The sequence below is a fragment of the Oceanobacillus sp. AG genome (assembly GCF_009746545.1).
Taxonomy (GTDB): Bacteria; Bacillota; Bacilli; order Bacillales; family Amphibacillaceae; genus Oceanobacillus; species Oceanobacillus indicireducens.
This window is the reverse complement of the sequence record NZ_WOWT01000016.1, coordinates 15,227-32,733: the sequence shown is the minus strand read 5'-3', so window position 1 is coordinate 32,733 and position 17,507 is coordinate 15,227. Positions and strand designations below refer to the sequence as shown.

Genomic DNA, 17,507 nt, shown 5'->3' with positions numbered 1-17,507 from the left:
TGAGAGGAAAGAAAAGGAGGAAACTAACTAGCTTGTTTAATAGACATTAAACAAGCCTTTCTTCATTAACAATTCAACTAGCTGCCGATATAAATAATGTGCCCACGCAATAGCTGCTCAATTTGATAACGATAAAGGTTAGTGAATCCATAGTTAACTAATATTATCAATCAAATGTTTGTTTTAACAAATTCTCATTTATATAGTGCTAGATTCAGGATTTGTTACAGTTTTAATTTCATGCCCTCGTGCGTTGCTCTAAATCCTAATTGTTCATAGAATCGCCGTGCCTCTGTTCTTTTTTTATCAGTCGTAAGCTGGATCAAATGACAGCCGCGTTCTTTTGCTCGTTCGATTGCCCATTGAATTAGCAGCTTGCCCACACCTTGTCCACGTGCGGAAGCAGATATCCTGACACCTTCAATCGTTGCACGCCAGCCTCCTTGGTAAGTGATGGAAGGCGTAAAGGTGATTTGCTGCACTCCGATGATCTCCTTGCCAATACACGCTACAATCAATTCATTATTTGGATCTGAATCAATTGCAAAAAAGGCTTCTCGATAACGATTTGGGAGAGGTTTTTCGTACTTCTCCCGAGAAGCACCAAGTACATCATCCGCAAGCAAGGCGACGATACGTTCCAAATCCTCTACGGTTGCTTTCCTAAAACTAATGTCAGATTCCATTCTCATTTCCCCCCCAGTTTATTGAGAAATTCCTATATAATATTTATTTTCACTATAAGTATATAGAAATAGCCTAATTACTCAACTTTAAAGATTGAAAAATTGGCCTTTCATCACTATTCATGAGTTTCGTATCTGGGATAAATTCATCGATGTATTCATCATCGCCGTTTTTTAATTGGTAATCCATCGGGATCTCTTTTACATTTTTTAAAAAAGAGGGATTTTCAAATACTAATTGAAAACTTAACCTGACTTTATTGGCATCTGAAAAGTGCTTATCTAGCGTTATCCTAATTTCATGCACTTATCAGAATCAGGGGCTTTTTTTATTACAAAAATACTGCTCATCATATTTTTTACCTATACTATTAGAGTGTGATAATATTAGCATTGGTTAACGGTTAAAGGAGCGAGGGCGATAACATGTCAGCAAATAAAGATGAAATCATATTACGAGGATTAAAAGAAAATAACTTGAAAAATATAGATTTGAATCTGCCAAAAGAGAAGATCATCGTTTTCACAGGCCTTTCCGGTTCAGGAAAAAGCTCAGTCGTCTTTGATACATTAGCTACCGAGAGCAGAAGACAGATGACATTGAATTATCCTCACTATGTCCGGAATCAAATGCCGAAGTTTGAGCGTCCCCAAGCTGATCTTATGCAGAATTTAAGCCCGGTTGTTGTCGTGGAACAGCGGCAATCAGGAGGAAATTCACGTTCAACGGTCGGCACGTATATGGATATCCATCCATTGATTCGCTTATTGTTCTCTAGGATTGGTGAGCCAGCAATTGGCTCTGCGACAGACTTTTCTAGTCAAAGTGCGTTCGGCGGTTGTCCGGAATGTAGCGGCTTCGGCGAGGTCATTGCACCAGATTTGAGAAAAATTGTGGATGAAGAGAAGTCACTCCGGGAATACGCAGTAAAATTTAAACCTTTATCTCCTTCTGGCTGGCAAGGTAGATGGATGATGACATGCGGTTTATTTGATCCGGATAAACCAATCAAAGATTACCCGGAAGACAAGCGTCGACTGTTATTATATGGCCCGCCAGAGGGGGAGAAAGTGAATGCACCCTTTCATACAAAACATGGACCACAACCCCATGATTGGGACGGAATCCTGCCCCGTTTTACACGGCTTTACATTAACAGGGATATTTCCAAATTGAAAGGAATCACCCAAGATGATGTCCTCGCGATGTCGACACGTTCCCTCTGTCCAACCTGCCAAGGGTCAGGACTGAATCCAAAAGTGTTGGAAAGCCGTATCAATGGCTTAAATATCGCGGAGTATGACCACTTGGAACTGACAGACGTTCTAAAAGAATTACAGAAAATAACCGACCCGCTCGGAGAATCAATCGCCCAGCAGGCTATTCCCCATGTGACCCAACTTGTTGAAATGGGGCTAGGCTATTTGAGTCTATCAAGAAAAATGGGCACATTGTCTGGTGGTGAAGCGCAAAGGGTAAAAATCGCCCGGCATTTAGGAAGCAGTCTCAACAATATTACATATATTTTCGATGAGCCGAGCGCAGGGCTTCATCCGGAAGAAGTGGAAATGTTGCTTAACATGTTGCACCATATTAAAGCCCAGCATAATTCCGTTATCGTGATCGAACATGATGTATCGGTGATCAAGGCAGCAGATGAAATTATTGAGATGGGACCAGGAGCTGGGATCCATGGTGGAAAAATCATTTACCAGGGCAAGTTGGAAGGGTTGGAAAATTCAGGAGCAGCAACAAGTTTAAATGAAAAAATAAAAATCAATCAAAATCCCAGGAAGCAAAATGAATTTTTCACCATAAACAAAGCGACGAACAATAATTTGAAAAATATAAGCGTAAGCCTTCCGAAGTATACGTTAGTCTCCGTCTGTGGTGTCTCCGGTTCTGGTAAAAGTTCTCTTTTGACGGAAGCATTTACAGAACAGTACCCTGAAACAATTACGGTTGGGCAAGGAAGTATCGGCATTTCTAACCGTTCAACCTTAGCAACCTACATGGGGATCATGGATGATATCCGTGCCATATTTGCGAAAGAAACGGGGCAGCCAGCAGGATTGTTTAGTTTCAACTCGTTAGGTGCCTGTCCCGTTTGTAAAGGCAAAGGGGCTGTCATGCCTGACGTGGCATTCGCGGATCCAGTAACGATTTCTTGTGAAGCGTGTGGCGGGACGAGGTATTCAGATGAAGCTTTATCTTACCGCTACCAAGGTAACAATATCGTGGAAATATTAGAGCTAACGATAGACGAGGCGCTCGACTTTTTTAGAATGCCGAAAATCATCAAGCGCGTGAATACGTTAAAAGATGTCGGGTTAGGGTATCTAACCTTAGGACAGACGACAAGTTCACTAAGCGGAGGCGAAGTCCAGCGATTGAAACTGGCAAGCCATTTACAAAAAGAGGGGCAAATTTATTTATTGGATGAACCTTCTTTAGGACTTCATACGAAAGATAATAATAAACTTCTTGATGTATTCCAGAAGCTTGTGAACAGAGGGAATTCTGTTATCATCATTGAACACAATCTAGACTTTATCGCGGCAAGTGATTGGGTAATTGAGATGGGTCCAGGCGGAGGAAAAGAAGGCGGTCAGATTATATTTGAAGGAACACCGGAAGCAATGTTGAAAGCTCGGACTGTGACAGCGAAATGGTTGCGGGCTGGTATTGGAGAAAGATGAATAAAAAGTGGTGTTCATGGGAAAGTGATGAATATCACTTTTTATTTCACTTTACCTACTTCGGATAAAGAATTGATAAACGAACAAAATAGAATCAAACATCTAACTGTGGAAAGAGGAAATTAAATGAGTACAGCCGCGAAGCAACAAAGAATTACAAAAATAAAAAAGATATTACGGGCATTGGCAGTTGTTATTGGAGCTTTTATCACAGCATATGGACTAGAGTCGGTACTCATCCCTAACAACGTGTCTGACGGAGGAGTGACAGGTTTAAGTATCGTTGCTTCTCAATTATTCGGTTTGCCTCTAGGCATTTTACTTGCTGTATTGAATATCCCATTCATTTACTTAGGATATAAACAAATAGGAAAAAGCTTTGCCATTTATTCTGTTCTTGGCATCGCCTCTCTCGCATACGGGACAAGCATTATGCACCATATACCAATTATTGTTCAAGGGGATACATTATTAATAACCGTTGTAGGTGGTATTATCATCGGTTTCGGTATCGGCCTGGCATTACGAAATGGTGGAGCATTAGATGGGATTGATATGTTAGCAGTATTACTTTCCCGGAAATTACCATTTGGCACAAGTGACCTTATCTTATTTTTAAATTTATTTGTATTTGTGATTGTTTCTTTCGTTTTTGGTTTACAAGGGGCTTTCTTATCAGCAATTGCATATTACATTGCATCTAGAGTAATTCCCATTGTTGAAGAAGGCTTAAGCGGTTCTAAAACATATAAAATCATCACGAGTCAACCAGACATAATGGCGGAAACGATCCGTGACCGTTTAGGTCGGATGGCAACTTATAATCTCGTTGAAGGCAGTTATACAAATGGAAAATTCAAAGAAATCACTTGTATTATTAATCGCTTAGAGGATAGTAAAATGAAGGAAATCATTTCTGAAATTGACGAAAATGCTTTTGTCGTTGTGTATGATGTAGCAGAAGTGAAAGGTGGGACATTTAAGAAAAAAGATATTCATTAGTAAAGGAAAGGTATTGCAGCAGGAGCAGTTGTTACGAAGGATGTTGCGGAAAATGCGGTGGTTGCAGGAGTTCCGGCAAAATTTATAAAGGAAGTTGAAGGAGTAAAACAGGAGTGAACTACCACTCCTGTTTTTAACATCTTTAATTCGGGTTATTTCTAACAATCCTGCTATAATATAAATATATTCATCTATAGTGCATTCTAGAAAGAAAGGAATTTTTATATGATTAATAACCTGGAAGCCTTAAAAAAGGTTAGAAGTGAATTAACCCGATTTATGATGACTTACCAGTTCGGCTTGTCCGAAATGAATACGAAATTGACCATCCTCCAGGAGGAATTCCAACATATCCACGACTACAATCCGATTGAACATATTAAAACACGTATTAAATCTCCTGAGAGTATCATGAAGAAGATGTATCGGAAGAATATTCCTATATCAACGGAATCGATAAAGCATAATATTATGGATATCGCTGGAATCCGTGTTGTCTGTTCCTTCATTTCCGATATTTATCGGATCAGTGAAATGATAGAAAATCAAAAAGACGTTACAGTCATTGAAAAGAAGGATTATATTAAGAACGCGAAACCAAACGGTTATAAAAGCCTACATTTAATTGTCTCGGTGCCTGTATTCATGTCTGACCGGATTGAAGATGTCTATGTAGAAATTCAAATCCGGACTGTCGCCATGGATTTCTGGGCAAGCTTGGAACATAAGATATACTATAAATATGATAGTCTCGTTCCAGAACGGTTAACGAAAGAACTGACGGAAGCAGCTATGGTAGCTAATGACTTGGATGAAAAGATGGAGCAACTGCATAACGAAGTCAGTCATATTAAAGATCAGAACAGTCGAGAGCAGGACCTCAATTTTTTAGATTTGAATGAGGATAGATTATATTTGCCGATAAATTTTTTACGGGATTTCATTAGGGATGCCGAAGAGGAGAAATAGGTAATTTTTAAGGGTGCGTGGAGGGATAATTGCCTGGGTGCGAAGGTTTAGGTTTTTTATCGTTCAAAGGATGAGACGCTACTGCTAAACATCTGAAATCCAGTCATCTTCGAGCTTTCGGTTAATTAAAAGGTCTTTAACCGCTCGAAAGAATACCAACTTGGATTTTTCGTTCGATTACAAGGTCTCTAATTGCTTGAAAGTGTATCATCTCCATAAATTAGGTCGATTAAAGAGCTTCTAAATGCCCGAGGACGTACCGGCCTAAGCATCTTCAGGCGATTAGAGTGCATCTAATCCATCGAAGCCCAGTGCCGTCCCATTTTTCAGATGATTAGAGACATACTTATAGACACTCAAGCACGATCTCTGAATCAAAGAGGAAAAGAGGTAGATAGAATGAAGCTAGTAGGAGTTTCGGGCGCGCTCGCAGGCGGGAAAACAGCAGTTGCGGTTGAAGCAGTGTTAGCTGCTGCCCGAGTGCATGACCCGACGATCAAAACGGAATTAATTGATTTACGGGAATATGACATTGAATTCGCAGCGGGTCTTCCTTTATCTGCATACAATGAAGATACATGGAATGTGGTGAAAAAGATTCAAGCTGCAGATTTTCTCGTGTTTGGTACACCGATCTATCAGGCATCCCTTTCCGGTGCGCTAAAGAATTTGCTCGATCACTTGCCTGAATATGCGTTTCGTAATAAAGTGACCGGGATGGTTGCGACCGGTTGGACGAATCGGCATTTTCTTGTTTTAGAATATCATTTAGGCTCGATACTTTCTTATTTCAAAGGACTGATTCCAACTGGGAACGTGTTTATTCATAATGAAGCTTATGATATTGAGAGTGATGAACTAATCGATGATCGGATTTACGAACGAATTGGGCAGCTTGCGGAAGAGATGATTTATTTGCAGCGAGGGATTATGAATAGATAAGTATTCAAATGATCAGAGCAGTTTAAGTCATTTTTATAGGAGTCAATGATGTATTTAGGGATTGATAGCGAAGAAACATTCATCAAACGTACTTTAATGGGTGCGATGGAGAAATTTCTGAAATGGGAAAGCGGTAGAAGTTTTGATTCATATTGAACACAGGTTGCGGCGCTTGCTCTAAAACTCGAACTGAAAAAATAGCAAATGACGGTAAAATAATTAATAAATGAAGTTATCGGTCTAAAAGAGCCTACAGGTACTTTAAAAGAAGAAATCTCTGATATAAAAATTGATTTACATGAATAAATTTCTAATAAGAATCTAGACTTCATGTTCTCAGGCTGTCAAGAAATCTTGACAGCCTATTTTATATCAAATAGATGGTAATGACTGTCATCTATTTAGATAAGGATAATTGTATAGGCTTTTATTATCATTTTTTAATCTCTGCTATGAACGATAATTTCCAAAAGAATAAAAAATTCATGTATAGAGTCATTATTAATAAATATATGGCCTACTATTTCATATTCAGAAGATCGGGGAACTCCTTTTTAGTTTCTAAAAGACTATCATCTCTGCATCTCCCCGTAAATCTAATCTCCTCTGCTTTTTCAAGGCTATTAGAAAGAAAGGATATATGATGAAAAATCTATCTTTATTATCTGTGATAAAGTCTAAGTATTTCAATGTTTCCCCCATTTATAGTTGCTTATTTAGGTCATTATTCGCTATCATATAGGAAATACCACAAGACAGAATTTTGCTAGGGGGGTGCTTATGAAGATTGGATTTATTGGAGCAGGGAAAGTAGGAGTCTCCCTCGGAAAGTACTTAACTGAGCACAAAGTAAAAGTGACAGGATATTACAGCAGAACCCTCAAGTCATCGATAGAAGCAGCTGAATTTACAAATACTAGAGTCTATGAAGATGTTAGATTTTTAGTCGAAAATAGTGATGCTATTTTTATAACTGTACCAGATGGCGCTATATCTAAGGTATGGGACGAATTGAAAGTGCTTCCAATAAAAGATAAGATCATTAGTCATTTTAGTGGTTCTTTAAGTTCGGAGGTTTTTTCGGATAGTAGTCGTTACAGTGCATTCGGTTATTCGATCCATCCCCTTTTTGCAATTAATGATAAGTATCATTCTTATAAAGAGCTGTCGAAAGCAGTTTTTACCATCGAGGGGCATGAGAAGTACTTGAACGATCTGACTGGTTTAGTTGAAAGCTTCGGGAACGAGGTAAGCGTGATTCAAGCTGCGGACAAAACTCGGTACCACGCATCTGCAGCTATGGTCAGTAATCTTTATGTCGGTCTCGTAGCCTTAGGTGAGAAAATGCTTGTTGACTGTGGTTTTACACCAGACAAAGCGCACCGGGCACTCGCACCACTTATTCAAGGAAATACGGAAAATATTCTTTCCTACGGGACAACGGATGCACTGACAGGACCGATTGAGAGAAATGATCTTGGTACCATTTTAAATCATTTGCAAGTCTTACATCCACAGGAAAAGGAAGTTTATAAAGCTCTATCAGGATTGGCTCTAGAGGTAGCGGAGGAGAAACATAAAGACAGGGACTATAAAAAAATCAAAGGGGTTATCAAAGAATGAAAAATACAGTGACGTCATTTCAGCAACAAAAAAATGCAGGCGATAAAATTACGATGCTTACGTGCTACGACTATTCGGTGGCAAAGTTGATGGATCAAGCTGAAATTAATATGTTATTGGTTGGGGATTCGCTTGGACAAGTTATGCTTGGATATGAAAATACACTGCCTGTTACAATAGATGATATGATTTACCATACAAGGGCTGTTGCTAGAGGAGCAAGCAAGGCTTTTGTTTTAGCAGATTTACCATTCATGTCTTATCAAATTTCCGTTCAGGATGCTGTATTGAATGCAGGCAGATTAATAAAAGAAGGCAGGGCGCATGGTGTAAAATTGGAAGGCGGTACAAAGGTTTGCCCACAGATTAAAGCCATTGTAGAAGCATCCATTCCAGTTTGCGGGCATATCGGTCTAACCCCACAATCTGTTAATGAATTTGGCGGATTTAAGGTGCAAGGGAAAACCGAGGCTGCTGCTAGACAGTTAATCGCGGATGCTAAAGCAGTAGAGGCGGCGGGAGCATTTATGATCGTGTTAGAAGGCGTGCCTGCAAAACTAGCAGAAATCGTCACCAAGGAAATAAATATTCCAACAATCGGAATAGGCGCGGGCCCGGGGTGCGACGGACAAGTGCTTGTATATCAAGATATGCTGGCAATCTTTTCGGATTTCACGCCAAAGTTTGTCAAACAGTTTGCACAAGTAGGGGAAATCATGCAACAAGCATTCCGGGATTATATAACCGAAGTCAAAGAAGGATCGTTTCCTGCTAAAGAGCATACCTATACTGTTTCCGATGAGGTCATTGATAAATTATATTAAGGAAGAAAATTAAAGGGGTTAAGTATAATGCAGATTGTATCAACCATTAAGGATGTTAAAGCTGTTGTGAAAAAGTGGAAAGAAGAAGGGCATACAATTGGCTTTGTACCGACGATGGGATTTTTGCACGAGGGACATGGAAGTCTTATTACTGCTGCAAGAGAAGCAAATGAAAAGGTTGTAGTTAGTATTTTCGTAAATCCAATGCAGTTTGGGCCAAATGAGGATTTTGATAGTTATCCCCATGACTTGGAGAGAGATAGTAAGATTTGTGAAAATCTAGGAGTGGACCTTATTTTCCACCCAACACCAGAAGAGATGTATCCGCAAGATTTTTTTACGTATGTTGATATGTCTGTACTAACCGAAGAACTCTGTGGATTAAACCGTGAAGGTCATTTTCGCGGGGTATGTACGGTTGTCAACAAGTTATTTAATATTACACAGCCAGACCGTGCTTATTTCGGAGAGAAGGATGCACAACAATTGGCCATCATCAAACAAATGGTAAAGGATTTATGTATGAATGTTGAGGTCATTGATTGTCCGACTGTTCGTGAAGAAGATGGTTTGGCGAAGAGTTCTCGTAATACATATCTTTCTCCTGAAGATAGAGGGGCAGCATTGATTGTAAGTGATACTATTTCCCTTGGCGAAAGCTTGGTAAAAGAAGGGGAAACAAATGCAGAGAAATTGATTGCTGCAATGGAAACGCATCTCAAAACAGAACCAAAGGCTAAAATTGAATATGTGAAGGTAGTTGATGGGGAGACGCTGCAGCCAATTTCAACTATTAGACCGGGAGTTTTAGTTGCTATAGCGGTGCATATTGGAAAAACAAGACTGATTGATAATTTTAGTGTTCGTAAGTTATAGACTTAAATTGAAAATGTACAATAAAAGAAAGGACATAACGTATAGATGATTAATCGTTATGCCCTTTTTTAACCAGCTCAACAGTTAATTAATACGTAAATCGAGAGTAACGGGACTGCGAACCCCAAGGAGAAAGCTGCACGTACGCTGAATAAAAGTAATTACGAATTTACTTTTTTATTTCCAGGTGTGTTGAGTTAATAACAATCAAATCCTTTGGTTAAGCTAGTATTAATAATAGCTTAACTAAAGGACTCTGAGGTGATGATATGTTACTGTCAGGAGAGATTATATCTGGAGAATTTGACGGCAATGCGAATGAGTTTTCTATACAAAAAGTAAAACACTTCACGACACAAACAACGATAAATGAAAAACAGTTAAAAAGTCTTTATCATTATCTGAAAAAACATCAAGATGATGCAGAAGGCCATGTCATTACGCTATATGACCAATTGCCTATCCGATTGAATCGGGAAGAAATAAGCCTACTTGCGGGTGACCTTGAAAAAGTGCAGGAAATGTATCTTGACACATTCTGAATGACCGCTTATAATGAAGAAGATTTTTAATAAGAGGGAGTATTATTGAGAAAATGAGACAACATCCTAACTTTGAACCGATAATTGAATATGGTCAAAGCCTCTGATTTGCGTTGCAGAGTGATTGGGATACGTCTGTCCTTTATTCATAATCATAATGTCAAATTATGAAAAAAGTTATATACCATACAATGAACTCTACGGATAATTCAATTCAGGTGGTGGAAAGGCGGCTCTGTTCTGTCTTTCCTTTTTAGTTTTAGTGAATGAGACCCCCCAATGTTTTTAAGGAGTACCCCTACTTTTGACCACAGGCAGCTGCTTGTGATTTTTTATTTTGAACAAACAATTGAAGGAGGAAGTTTTTTGCAAACTTTATTATTTTTTTGATGGTAAAAAGTGAGTGAAATGCATAGATATACTATATTTTAAAAAGAAATTAGAGGTAAAATAATGAGCAAAACAAAAGAAAAAACATATGAATTTTTATCAGAAGATCCGAATGTCAAAACGTTGCCGCTTATGGCGGCTTTGATTATTGGAGCGTTTTTCGCGATATTGAATGAAACACTCCTAAATATTGCGCTTACGACATTAATGGCAGAGTTCGGTATTACGTTACCAACTGTACAGTGGGTTGCAACAGGTTTTATGTTAATGATGGGAATCGTGATTCCAGTTTCTCCGTTATTTATGCAATGGTTTACGACAAGGCAGCTATTCATTGGAACGATGACGGTCTTTACAATTGGTACAGCGATTGCGGCAATCGCACCGACGTTCTCCGTATTGCTTGCTGGCCGTTTGATTCAAGCAGTTGGTACTGGAATGTTAATGCCGATTATATTTAATGTCTTTTTACTTGTGTATCCTCCGCATAAAAGAGGAAAAATCATGGGAATTGTTGGGTTAGTTATTATGTTCGCACCTGCAATCGGACCAACACTTTCGGGAGTTATTGTTGATTACTTGGGTTGGAGATTCTTATTTATTACTGTTCTCCCATTCGCTATATTTTCAATCCTGTTTGCCCTGAAATACTTGGTGAATGTGTCGGAAGTAACGAAGCCGAAGATCGATTGGATTTCCATTGTCTTTTCAACAATAGGTTTTGGTGCAACGATTTACGGATTCAGCTCGGTTGGAGAAAGTGAAGCAGGGTTTTTATCACGTGATGTTTTAACGGCAATTATTGTCGGGGTAATTGGAATCATCCTTTTTGCCCTCAGACAATTTAAACTGGAAGAGCCGATAATGGACTTGCGCGTGTTCAAATTGCCGATGTTCACGCATGCAGTAATCATGTTCATTATTATTGTCATGACAATGTTTGCCTCAGAACTCATCTTACCAGTGTTCATGCAAGGACCAATGGCTCTCGCGCCAGCCGTGGCTGGGATGTTGCTCTTGCCAGGAAGTATTTTAAACGGGATTATGAGCCCATTTATGGGTGCGTTATTTGATAAAGTTGGCCCGCGGGTGATGATGATACCTGCGACAATTGTGCTTGCTGGGACGATGTTTATGTTCAGTCAAATGACAGCTGATACTCCGCCTTGGGTTATTATCGTTGGCTTCATGCTCATTATGCTTAGCGTATCTGCAACGATGATGCCGGCTGAAACAAATGGGCTGAATCAGCTGCCGAAGCGATTATATCCGCACGGTACGGCTGTGATGTCCACGCTGCAGCCGTTGAGCGGGGCAATTGGAGTTTCGGTATTTATCAGTATTTTAAATTCGAAACAGGCCAGTTATCTCGCAGGTGTTGCGGATCCTGCGTCTCAACAATCAATAACGCAAGCGATGGTTGTTGCAGTGGAGCATGTCTACTTTATTATCTTTATCATTACGATCATCGCAGTAATTCTATCCTTCGTTGTCTACCGCGCTCGGCCGGTTGAAGAAAATGTTTAAAAAAGGTTGACAATTATCTAAAAGCTATGTAGAGTATAGCTAATAACTTAATAAAGCAAATTTTCTTATCAAGAGAAGTGGAGGGACTGGCCCTGTGAAGCTTCAGCAACAGACATGAATATGTACTGTGCTAATTCCAGTAGCGTCATATGCTTGAAGATAAGAAGAGTAGACACGATACTAGAATCCTCTTCTTATTTTCAAGAAGGGGATTTTCTTATTTTTGCAGATATGAAAGTAGAAATCCTTTCTTCCCGCATAAATGCAACTAGAGCATTCGCCGTAAAAGCTTGGTGAAGACAGAGTCTTCTAATCAAAATATATAATGAAAAGGGGAAATACAATGACGACACTTACGAAAGCGCCATTTCGAGCAGATCATGTTGGAAGTTTATTAAGACCCGAAAGCATTAAGCAAGCAAGAGCAGATTTTCAGGCCGAAAAGAAGTCAGCGGATGAATTATATGCGATTGAAACAGAAGAGATTACCCGAATTGTTGATAAGCAGATTGAAGTTGGCTTAGAGGTTGTAACGGATGGAGAATTCCGCCGTAGATTCTGGCACACTGATTTCCTTGAGCATTTAAATGGCATAGAGGGCTATGTTCCAGAGCATGGTTATCGATTTAAAGGGATAGAAACAGAAAAGTACACAATTCGCAACAACGGAAAAGTGTCATTCAATCCGAACCATCCATTTATTGAGGACTTTAAGGTCTTTAATAAAATTGTTGATGGTCGTGCAGTCGCAAAACAAACGATTCCAAGTCCGAATCAGCTATTCCACCCCGGCATGATGGATGAAACGGTTTATTCTGATATTGAAGATTATGCGAAAGATGTTATTCAAGCATACCGTGATGCGATTCAAGCGTTTTACGATGCAGGTGTCCGTTACTTGCAATTGGATGACGTATACATTGCAGGACTCTCTTCTCCTGAGAAGGAATTCCCTGAAGATGGCTACTCGAGAGAGCAATACATCGACTTGGCCCTCCGCGTAATCAATGGAGTGTTGGATGGTAAACCAGCGGATTTAACTGTCACAACGCACTTATGCCGTGGAAATTACCAGTCTGCATACATGTTCAGTGGTAGTTATGATTTGATTGCACCAACCTTACTCGCGAAGGAAAAAGTGGATGGATTTTTCCTGGAATATGATGACGAACGTTCTGGGGATTTCAAAGCTTTAGCCCATATTCCTAAGGGTGGGCCACAAGTGGTCCTTGGATTAGTTACTTCGAAGTCAGGTGAACTGGAAGATAAGGAAAAGCTTAAAGATCGAATAAAAGAAGCGACACAATACATTCCCAAGGAGCAAATTTGCTTAAGCCCACAATGCGGATTTTCATCAACCCATCACGGAAATAAGTTAACGGAAGAACAGCAATGGGAGAAATTACGCTTTATCGTTGAGTTATCAAAGGAAATTTGGTGATACCAAAATGAGATAATCTTAAGCATTTGGACGGTACACCTGTTATTTAACAAGCAGAAGACTCTCGTGTTTTATACACATTAACGGTCTGTAATACCCCCACTTCTAAACGGGGAAGCCCAACATGTGAAGGTGGGGGGATATACAGTCCGTAAATCCCTGATTCTGTTCAACTAACATTCAGTGGGGAGGGAAGGAACAAGGGGAGGAAACCCCTACTGAATGAAGTTTCACTTTAAGAATTATTTAATAGTGAATGAAAAAGGTCAAAAAAGCAAATTTCGAGCAGTATGTAGCTGCTGGAAGTTTGCTTTTTTTATTGGTGGACATTACGTTTGGATTTTAATCGTAAGAGTTGTAACAATTATTATACTTTGTTAATATCATAATACCAAGTAAATTTATATGAATGGTGTGGTTGGATTGGGAGAGCAGTTTAATCGTTTATTTGACGAGTGGGCAGCGAGTTACGATGATACGGTTCAGGGGGCTGATATGGAATATCGAGAAGTATTCAGAAATTATGAAATAATTCTTCAGAAGATTAGTGATCGTGTGCATGGTTTTGTCATTGAGTTTGGCGTAGGAACAGGTAATTTAACAAAAAAGCTTATGGAAAAAGGGTTAGAAGTGGTTGGGATTGAGCCTTCAGACAATATGCGGAAAATTGCCCAGCAAAAACTTCCTAACACGAAAATTATGAAAGGCAATTTTCTATCCTTTCCCAGACAAAATAAAAAGGTAGACGCAATTGTGAGTAGCTATGCATTTCATCACTTGACGGATAAGGAAAAGGAGCAAGCGATTAAACTCTACACAAATATATTAGACACGCAAGGGAAAATTATCTTCGGTGATACGATCTTCGAGAATGATAAAAAGAAAAATGAAGCCTATCTACAGGCGAAAAAGAAGGGTTATCATCGATTAGCAGAGGATTTGAATACGGAATATTACACGACCATCCCTAAGATGGAACAGATACTTCATCAGTATGGGTTTACAACAAGTTTTGAACAAATCAATGATTATGTATGGATTATGGAAGCGCAATTGAATAGAGAAGCAAAGCTCGCATAAGAAAAATGTCCATATGAGGCAGGTGGTGGAAAGAATGAATATCATACAAAACCTCAGCCAGTTGGTTGGGAACACGCCAATGTTTGAAATCACTGCATATGATTTACCAAAAGATGTAAGGCTGTTTGCGAAATTGGAGTTCCAGAATATTGGTGGGAGCATCAAGGATCGGCTCGGATTTTATCTCATTCAAAAAGCTATCGAAAAAGGGGAATTACAAAAGGGAGACACCGTGATTGAGCCGACCGCGGGTAATACGGGGATTGGCTTGGCACTTGCTGCAATCCATTATCAATTACATGCTATTTTCGTTACTCCTGAAAAATTTAGTCAGGAGAAACAGGCCCTTATGCGGGCATTAGGCGCTGAAGTAATCAATACACCGACAGAGTTTGGGATGGCCTATGCAATAGAAAAGGCGCAACAACTTGCAAGCGTTCGTCCGGGCGCCTATATTCCTAATCAATTTTATAATGAAGATAATCCAAACACCTATTATGATACACTTGGGCCGGAAATTATAGCTGACTTAGATGGAAGAGTTGATATTTTTATTGCTGGTGCCGGTTCGGGTGGGACGTTTACTGGCGTGGCACGTTATCTAAAAGAAAAGCAGCCACAAGTAAAGACAGTAATTGTGGAACCTCAAGGATCCATTTTAAATGGGGGTGACCCGGGTCCCTATAAAATAGAGGGAATAGGAGTAGAATTCATACCAGACATTATGGACCGGAGTCTATTTGACAAAATTTATACGGTTACCGACGAACAAGCATTTGCCCGATTAGCTGAGATAGCAAAATATGAAGGATTACTCGTTGGCAGTTCTTCCGGTGCTGTAGTAGAAGCTGCTTTAAAAGAAGCAGAAATCGCGGAGCCTGGAACAAATATCGTAACTATTTTTCCGGACAGTAGTGAACGCTACTTGAGTACGGGAATCTATCGCGGGGAAAACGTCCGTAACACTTCCGCATCAAAAGGAAGAGGTTAATCAAATTTATTTAGGCGGACGCTACCACCCTGATTCACGAAAGCGAATTCAGTGGGAGAAGGGCCGTCGACTAAATACGCGACGTCTTGTCGCAATGTCGACACTAGCACGTCCAGTGCATCGAAACCCCCACTGAATGAAGTTTCATTCTAAGGAGGGATAGAATAAGATGAGAAAGAAAACGCAATTAATTCACGGTGGAGCAGCTATTGATAAAAATGTTGGCGCGATGTCGCCGCCGATTTATCAGGCAAGCACATTTAAGCAAAATGGTGTCGGTAATTTTACTTATGAATATTCACGGACGGGAAACCCTACGCGAGAGGCTTTAGAAACACTTATTGCTGATCTGGAAAAAGGGAAGCGTGGCTTTGCTTTTGCTTCTGGAATGGCTGCAATTGCAGCGGTAATGGATCTATTTCAATCGGGAGATCATATCCTGATTACTGATGATGTATATGGCGGAACTTATCGCTACATGACAAAGATCTTAAATAACCGGAACATCGATGTAACCTTCACAGATTCAAGTAATTTGGACGAAGTTAAAGAAAACATTCGCCCGGAGACAAAAGCTATTTTTATAGAAACACCGACAAATCCATTGTTGAAAATAACGGATATTGAAGCGTTAGCGGATATTGCAAAAGGAAATAACTTAACATTAATTGTTGATAATACATTCCATACGCCATATTGGCAATCGCCAATTGATCATGGAGCAAACATTGTCATCCATAGTGCAACGAAATATTTAGGAGGCCATAGCGATCTTGTAGCGGGTCTAGTAGTAGTAGACGACGAAGAGCTTGGTGAAGCAGTACATTTTATTCAAAATGCGACCGGTGGTGTTCTAGCTCCTCATGATAGTTGGTTGCTGATTCGAGGAATCCGAACATTAGGAGTTAGAATGGAAGAAATCGAAAGTAATACGAGTGAAATTGTTGAATTTCTTGTAAACCATCCACAAGTTGGAAACGTGTACTATCCAGGTTTACCAGAGCATCCGAACCGTGAAATTCATGCCAAGCAATCAGGTGGTTTCGGCGGGATGGTATCCTTTACGGTAGACAATGAAGAAAAAGCAATGGAAGTTCTTAATAAAGTAAGATATTTCACTCTTGCTGAGAGTCTGGGAGCTGTCGAAAGCCTTATTTCACTTCCAGCAAAGATGACACACGCCTCTATCCCGAGAGAGCGAAGAATTGAATTAGGGATAGAAGATGGTTTGATTCGTCTTTCAGTTGGTTTAGAAGATGTAAAGGATTTAATGGAGGATCTGCAACAAGCGTTAGATTAGATGTAACGTTTGCAAAAAGCTCATTATTAAATGGATAGTGAGCTTTTTTGAGTGAATTAATAGATAATGCATTTCGAATTAAGCTTAGATTAAAATTGAGGGAGAATTTATTATCACGCATTAACGGTTTGTAATACCCCATCGAATGAAGTTTCACTTTATCATCATTCACTGAACCTTTTTATCCCTAACATTGTATAAGAAAGTAAAGGAAGAAAAGGAGTTTGATAATCGATGGCGTTAGGCTGGTTAATAAGCAGTGTTGTAGCAGCAGTTCTAGGAACGGTTTTTGTTATAATCATTGCTACAATGAATAAAAAGGTAGTTCGAAACAAATTGGGTAATATTGATTTTAAAAAATCGGATATTTATTTCCAGTGGACGAGATGGGATTATGTGATTATTATCGCTGCAGCTTATACATTCTTATATATAACAGGCTTATTCGTATTTTTGCTACGTGGCGATAATATAGATAGCCCTTGGATACAATTTTTTATTCATCAAACCTTTGTGTTTTCTCTAATCACATTTACTTGGTTCGTCACGAGAATTGCATATGTCTTTAAAGGAATTAAAGAGCGGTGGTCCGATGAATTTGAATAAGGAAATAG

The 17,507-nt window shown here is 39.4% G+C and carries 15 protein-coding genes and 1 riboswitch; of the genes, 14 read left to right on the top strand and 1 reads right to left on the bottom strand.

The window, feature by feature from the left end:
* Positions 1-224 precede the first annotated feature (224 nt).
* The gene (locus tag GN217_RS09960) at positions 225-686 is read right to left on the bottom strand and encodes a GNAT family N-acetyltransferase (protein ID WP_156856542.1); all 462 of its coding nucleotides are present in this window, start codon (positions 684-686) and stop codon (positions 225-227) included.
* Between the two features lie 426 nt (positions 687-1,112).
* Between GN217_RS09960 and GN217_RS09955 the strand changes: the two genes are divergently transcribed.
* The 14 genes from GN217_RS09955 to GN217_RS09890 all read left to right on the top strand — a co-directional run bounded on the left by GN217_RS09955 (position 1,113) and on the right by GN217_RS09890 (position 17,499).
* Positions 1,113-3,386, top strand: coding sequence for an ATP-binding cassette domain-containing protein (locus tag GN217_RS09955; RefSeq protein ID WP_156856541.1), 2,274 nt, complete (start codon positions 1,113-1,115; stop codon positions 3,384-3,386).
* A 126-nt stretch (positions 3,387-3,512) separates the two neighbouring features.
* The gene (locus GN217_RS09950) at positions 3,513-4,388 is read left to right on the top strand and encodes a YitT family protein (protein WP_156856540.1); all 876 of its coding nucleotides are present in this window, start codon (positions 3,513-3,515) and stop codon (positions 4,386-4,388) included.
* Positions 4,389-4,667: 279 nt separating this feature from the next.
* Positions 4,668-5,357, top strand: a complete 690-nt coding sequence (locus tag GN217_RS09945; protein ID WP_198042628.1) for a GTP pyrophosphokinase — start codon at positions 4,668-4,670, stop codon at positions 5,355-5,357.
* A 399-nt stretch (positions 5,358-5,756) separates the two neighbouring features.
* On the top strand, positions 5,757-6,299 hold the full coding sequence (locus tag GN217_RS09940) for an NADPH-dependent FMN reductase (RefSeq protein WP_156856538.1): 543 nt from the start codon (positions 5,757-5,759) through the stop codon (positions 6,297-6,299).
* Between the two features lie 780 nt (positions 6,300-7,079).
* Entirely contained in the window at positions 7,080-7,922 is an 843-nt protein-coding gene (locus tag GN217_RS09935) for a Rossmann-like and DUF2520 domain-containing protein (RefSeq protein ID WP_156856537.1), read from the top strand.
* A complete protein-coding gene (gene panB, locus GN217_RS09930; RefSeq protein ID WP_156856536.1) occupies positions 7,919-8,746 on the top strand; it encodes a 3-methyl-2-oxobutanoate hydroxymethyltransferase in 828 nt (275 codons plus the stop codon). The genes GN217_RS09935 and panB overlap by 4 nt, the downstream gene beginning before the upstream one ends.
* A 27-nt stretch (positions 8,747-8,773) precedes the next feature.
* A complete protein-coding gene (panC, locus tag GN217_RS09925) occupies positions 8,774-9,622 on the top strand; it encodes a pantoate--beta-alanine ligase (protein WP_156856535.1) in 849 nt (282 codons plus the stop codon).
* 269 nt (positions 9,623-9,891) lie between these two features.
* On the top strand, positions 9,892-10,164 hold the full coding sequence (locus GN217_RS09920; RefSeq protein ID WP_156856534.1) for a hypothetical protein: 273 nt from the start codon (positions 9,892-9,894) through the stop codon (positions 10,162-10,164).
* A 453-nt stretch (positions 10,165-10,617) separates the two neighbouring features.
* Positions 10,618-12,081, top strand: a complete 1,464-nt coding sequence (locus GN217_RS09915) for an MDR family MFS transporter (RefSeq protein WP_156856533.1) — start codon at positions 10,618-10,620, stop codon at positions 12,079-12,081.
* A gap of 62 nt (positions 12,082-12,143) precedes the next feature.
* Positions 12,144-12,247: riboswitch (SAM riboswitch) on the top strand.
* 177 nt (positions 12,248-12,424) lie between these two features.
* Positions 12,425-13,522 carry a 5-methyltetrahydropteroyltriglutamate--homocysteine S-methyltransferase gene (locus tag GN217_RS09910; RefSeq protein WP_156856532.1) on the top strand — a complete coding sequence of 366 codons (1,098 nt, stop codon included), beginning with the start codon at positions 12,425-12,427 and terminating at the stop codon, positions 13,520-13,522.
* Positions 13,523-13,945: 423 nt separating this feature from the next.
* On the top strand, positions 13,946-14,602 hold the full coding sequence (locus GN217_RS09905) for a class I SAM-dependent DNA methyltransferase (RefSeq protein WP_156856531.1): 657 nt from the start codon (positions 13,946-13,948) through the stop codon (positions 14,600-14,602).
* 34 nt (positions 14,603-14,636) lie between these two features.
* Positions 14,637-15,593 carry a PLP-dependent cysteine synthase family protein gene (locus GN217_RS09900; protein ID WP_156856530.1) on the top strand — a complete coding sequence of 319 codons (957 nt, stop codon included), beginning with the start codon at positions 14,637-14,639 and terminating at the stop codon, positions 15,591-15,593.
* Positions 15,594-15,762: 169 nt separating this feature from the next.
* Entirely contained in the window at positions 15,763-16,893 is a 1,131-nt protein-coding gene (locus GN217_RS09895) for a bifunctional cystathionine gamma-lyase/homocysteine desulfhydrase (protein ID WP_156856529.1), read from the top strand.
* 234 nt (positions 16,894-17,127) lie between these two features.
* Complete coding sequence (locus GN217_RS09890) at positions 17,128-17,499, top strand: hypothetical protein (protein WP_156856528.1); 372 nt, start codon at positions 17,128-17,130, stop codon at positions 17,497-17,499.
* Positions 17,500-17,507: the final 8 nt, after the last annotated feature.

Excerpts from the sequence above, each read along its gene's own strand:
- GN217_RS09960 (WP_156856542.1), bottom strand. The coding sequence starts at position 686 with ATGGAATCTGACATTAGTTTTAGGAAAGCAACCGTAGAGGATTTGGAA.
- GN217_RS09955 (WP_156856541.1), top strand. The coding sequence starts at position 1,113 with ATGTCAGCAAATAAAGATGAAATCATATTACGAGGATTAAAAGAAAAT.
- GN217_RS09950 (WP_156856540.1), top strand. The coding sequence starts at position 3,513 with ATGAGTACAGCCGCGAAGCAACAAAGAATTACAAAAATAAAAAAGATA.
- GN217_RS09945 (WP_198042628.1), top strand. The coding sequence starts at position 4,668 with ATGATGACTTACCAGTTCGGCTTGTCCGAAATGAATACGAAATTGACC.
- GN217_RS09940 (WP_156856538.1), top strand. The coding sequence starts at position 5,757 with ATGAAGCTAGTAGGAGTTTCGGGCGCGCTCGCAGGCGGGAAAACAGCA.
- GN217_RS09935 (WP_156856537.1), top strand. The coding sequence starts at position 7,080 with ATGAAGATTGGATTTATTGGAGCAGGGAAAGTAGGAGTCTCCCTCGGA.
- panB (WP_156856536.1), top strand. The coding sequence starts at position 7,919 with ATGAAAAATACAGTGACGTCATTTCAGCAACAAAAAAATGCAGGCGAT.
- panC (WP_156856535.1), top strand. The coding sequence starts at position 8,774 with ATGCAGATTGTATCAACCATTAAGGATGTTAAAGCTGTTGTGAAAAAG.
- GN217_RS09920 (WP_156856534.1), top strand. The coding sequence starts at position 9,892 with ATGTTACTGTCAGGAGAGATTATATCTGGAGAATTTGACGGCAATGCG.
- GN217_RS09915 (WP_156856533.1), top strand. The coding sequence starts at position 10,618 with ATGAGCAAAACAAAAGAAAAAACATATGAATTTTTATCAGAAGATCCG.
- GN217_RS09910 (WP_156856532.1), top strand. The coding sequence starts at position 12,425 with ATGACGACACTTACGAAAGCGCCATTTCGAGCAGATCATGTTGGAAGT.
- GN217_RS09900 (WP_156856530.1), top strand. The coding sequence starts at position 14,637 with ATGAATATCATACAAAACCTCAGCCAGTTGGTTGGGAACACGCCAATG.
- GN217_RS09895 (WP_156856529.1), top strand. The coding sequence starts at position 15,763 with ATGAGAAAGAAAACGCAATTAATTCACGGTGGAGCAGCTATTGATAAA.
- GN217_RS09890 (WP_156856528.1), top strand. The coding sequence starts at position 17,128 with ATGGCGTTAGGCTGGTTAATAAGCAGTGTTGTAGCAGCAGTTCTAGGA.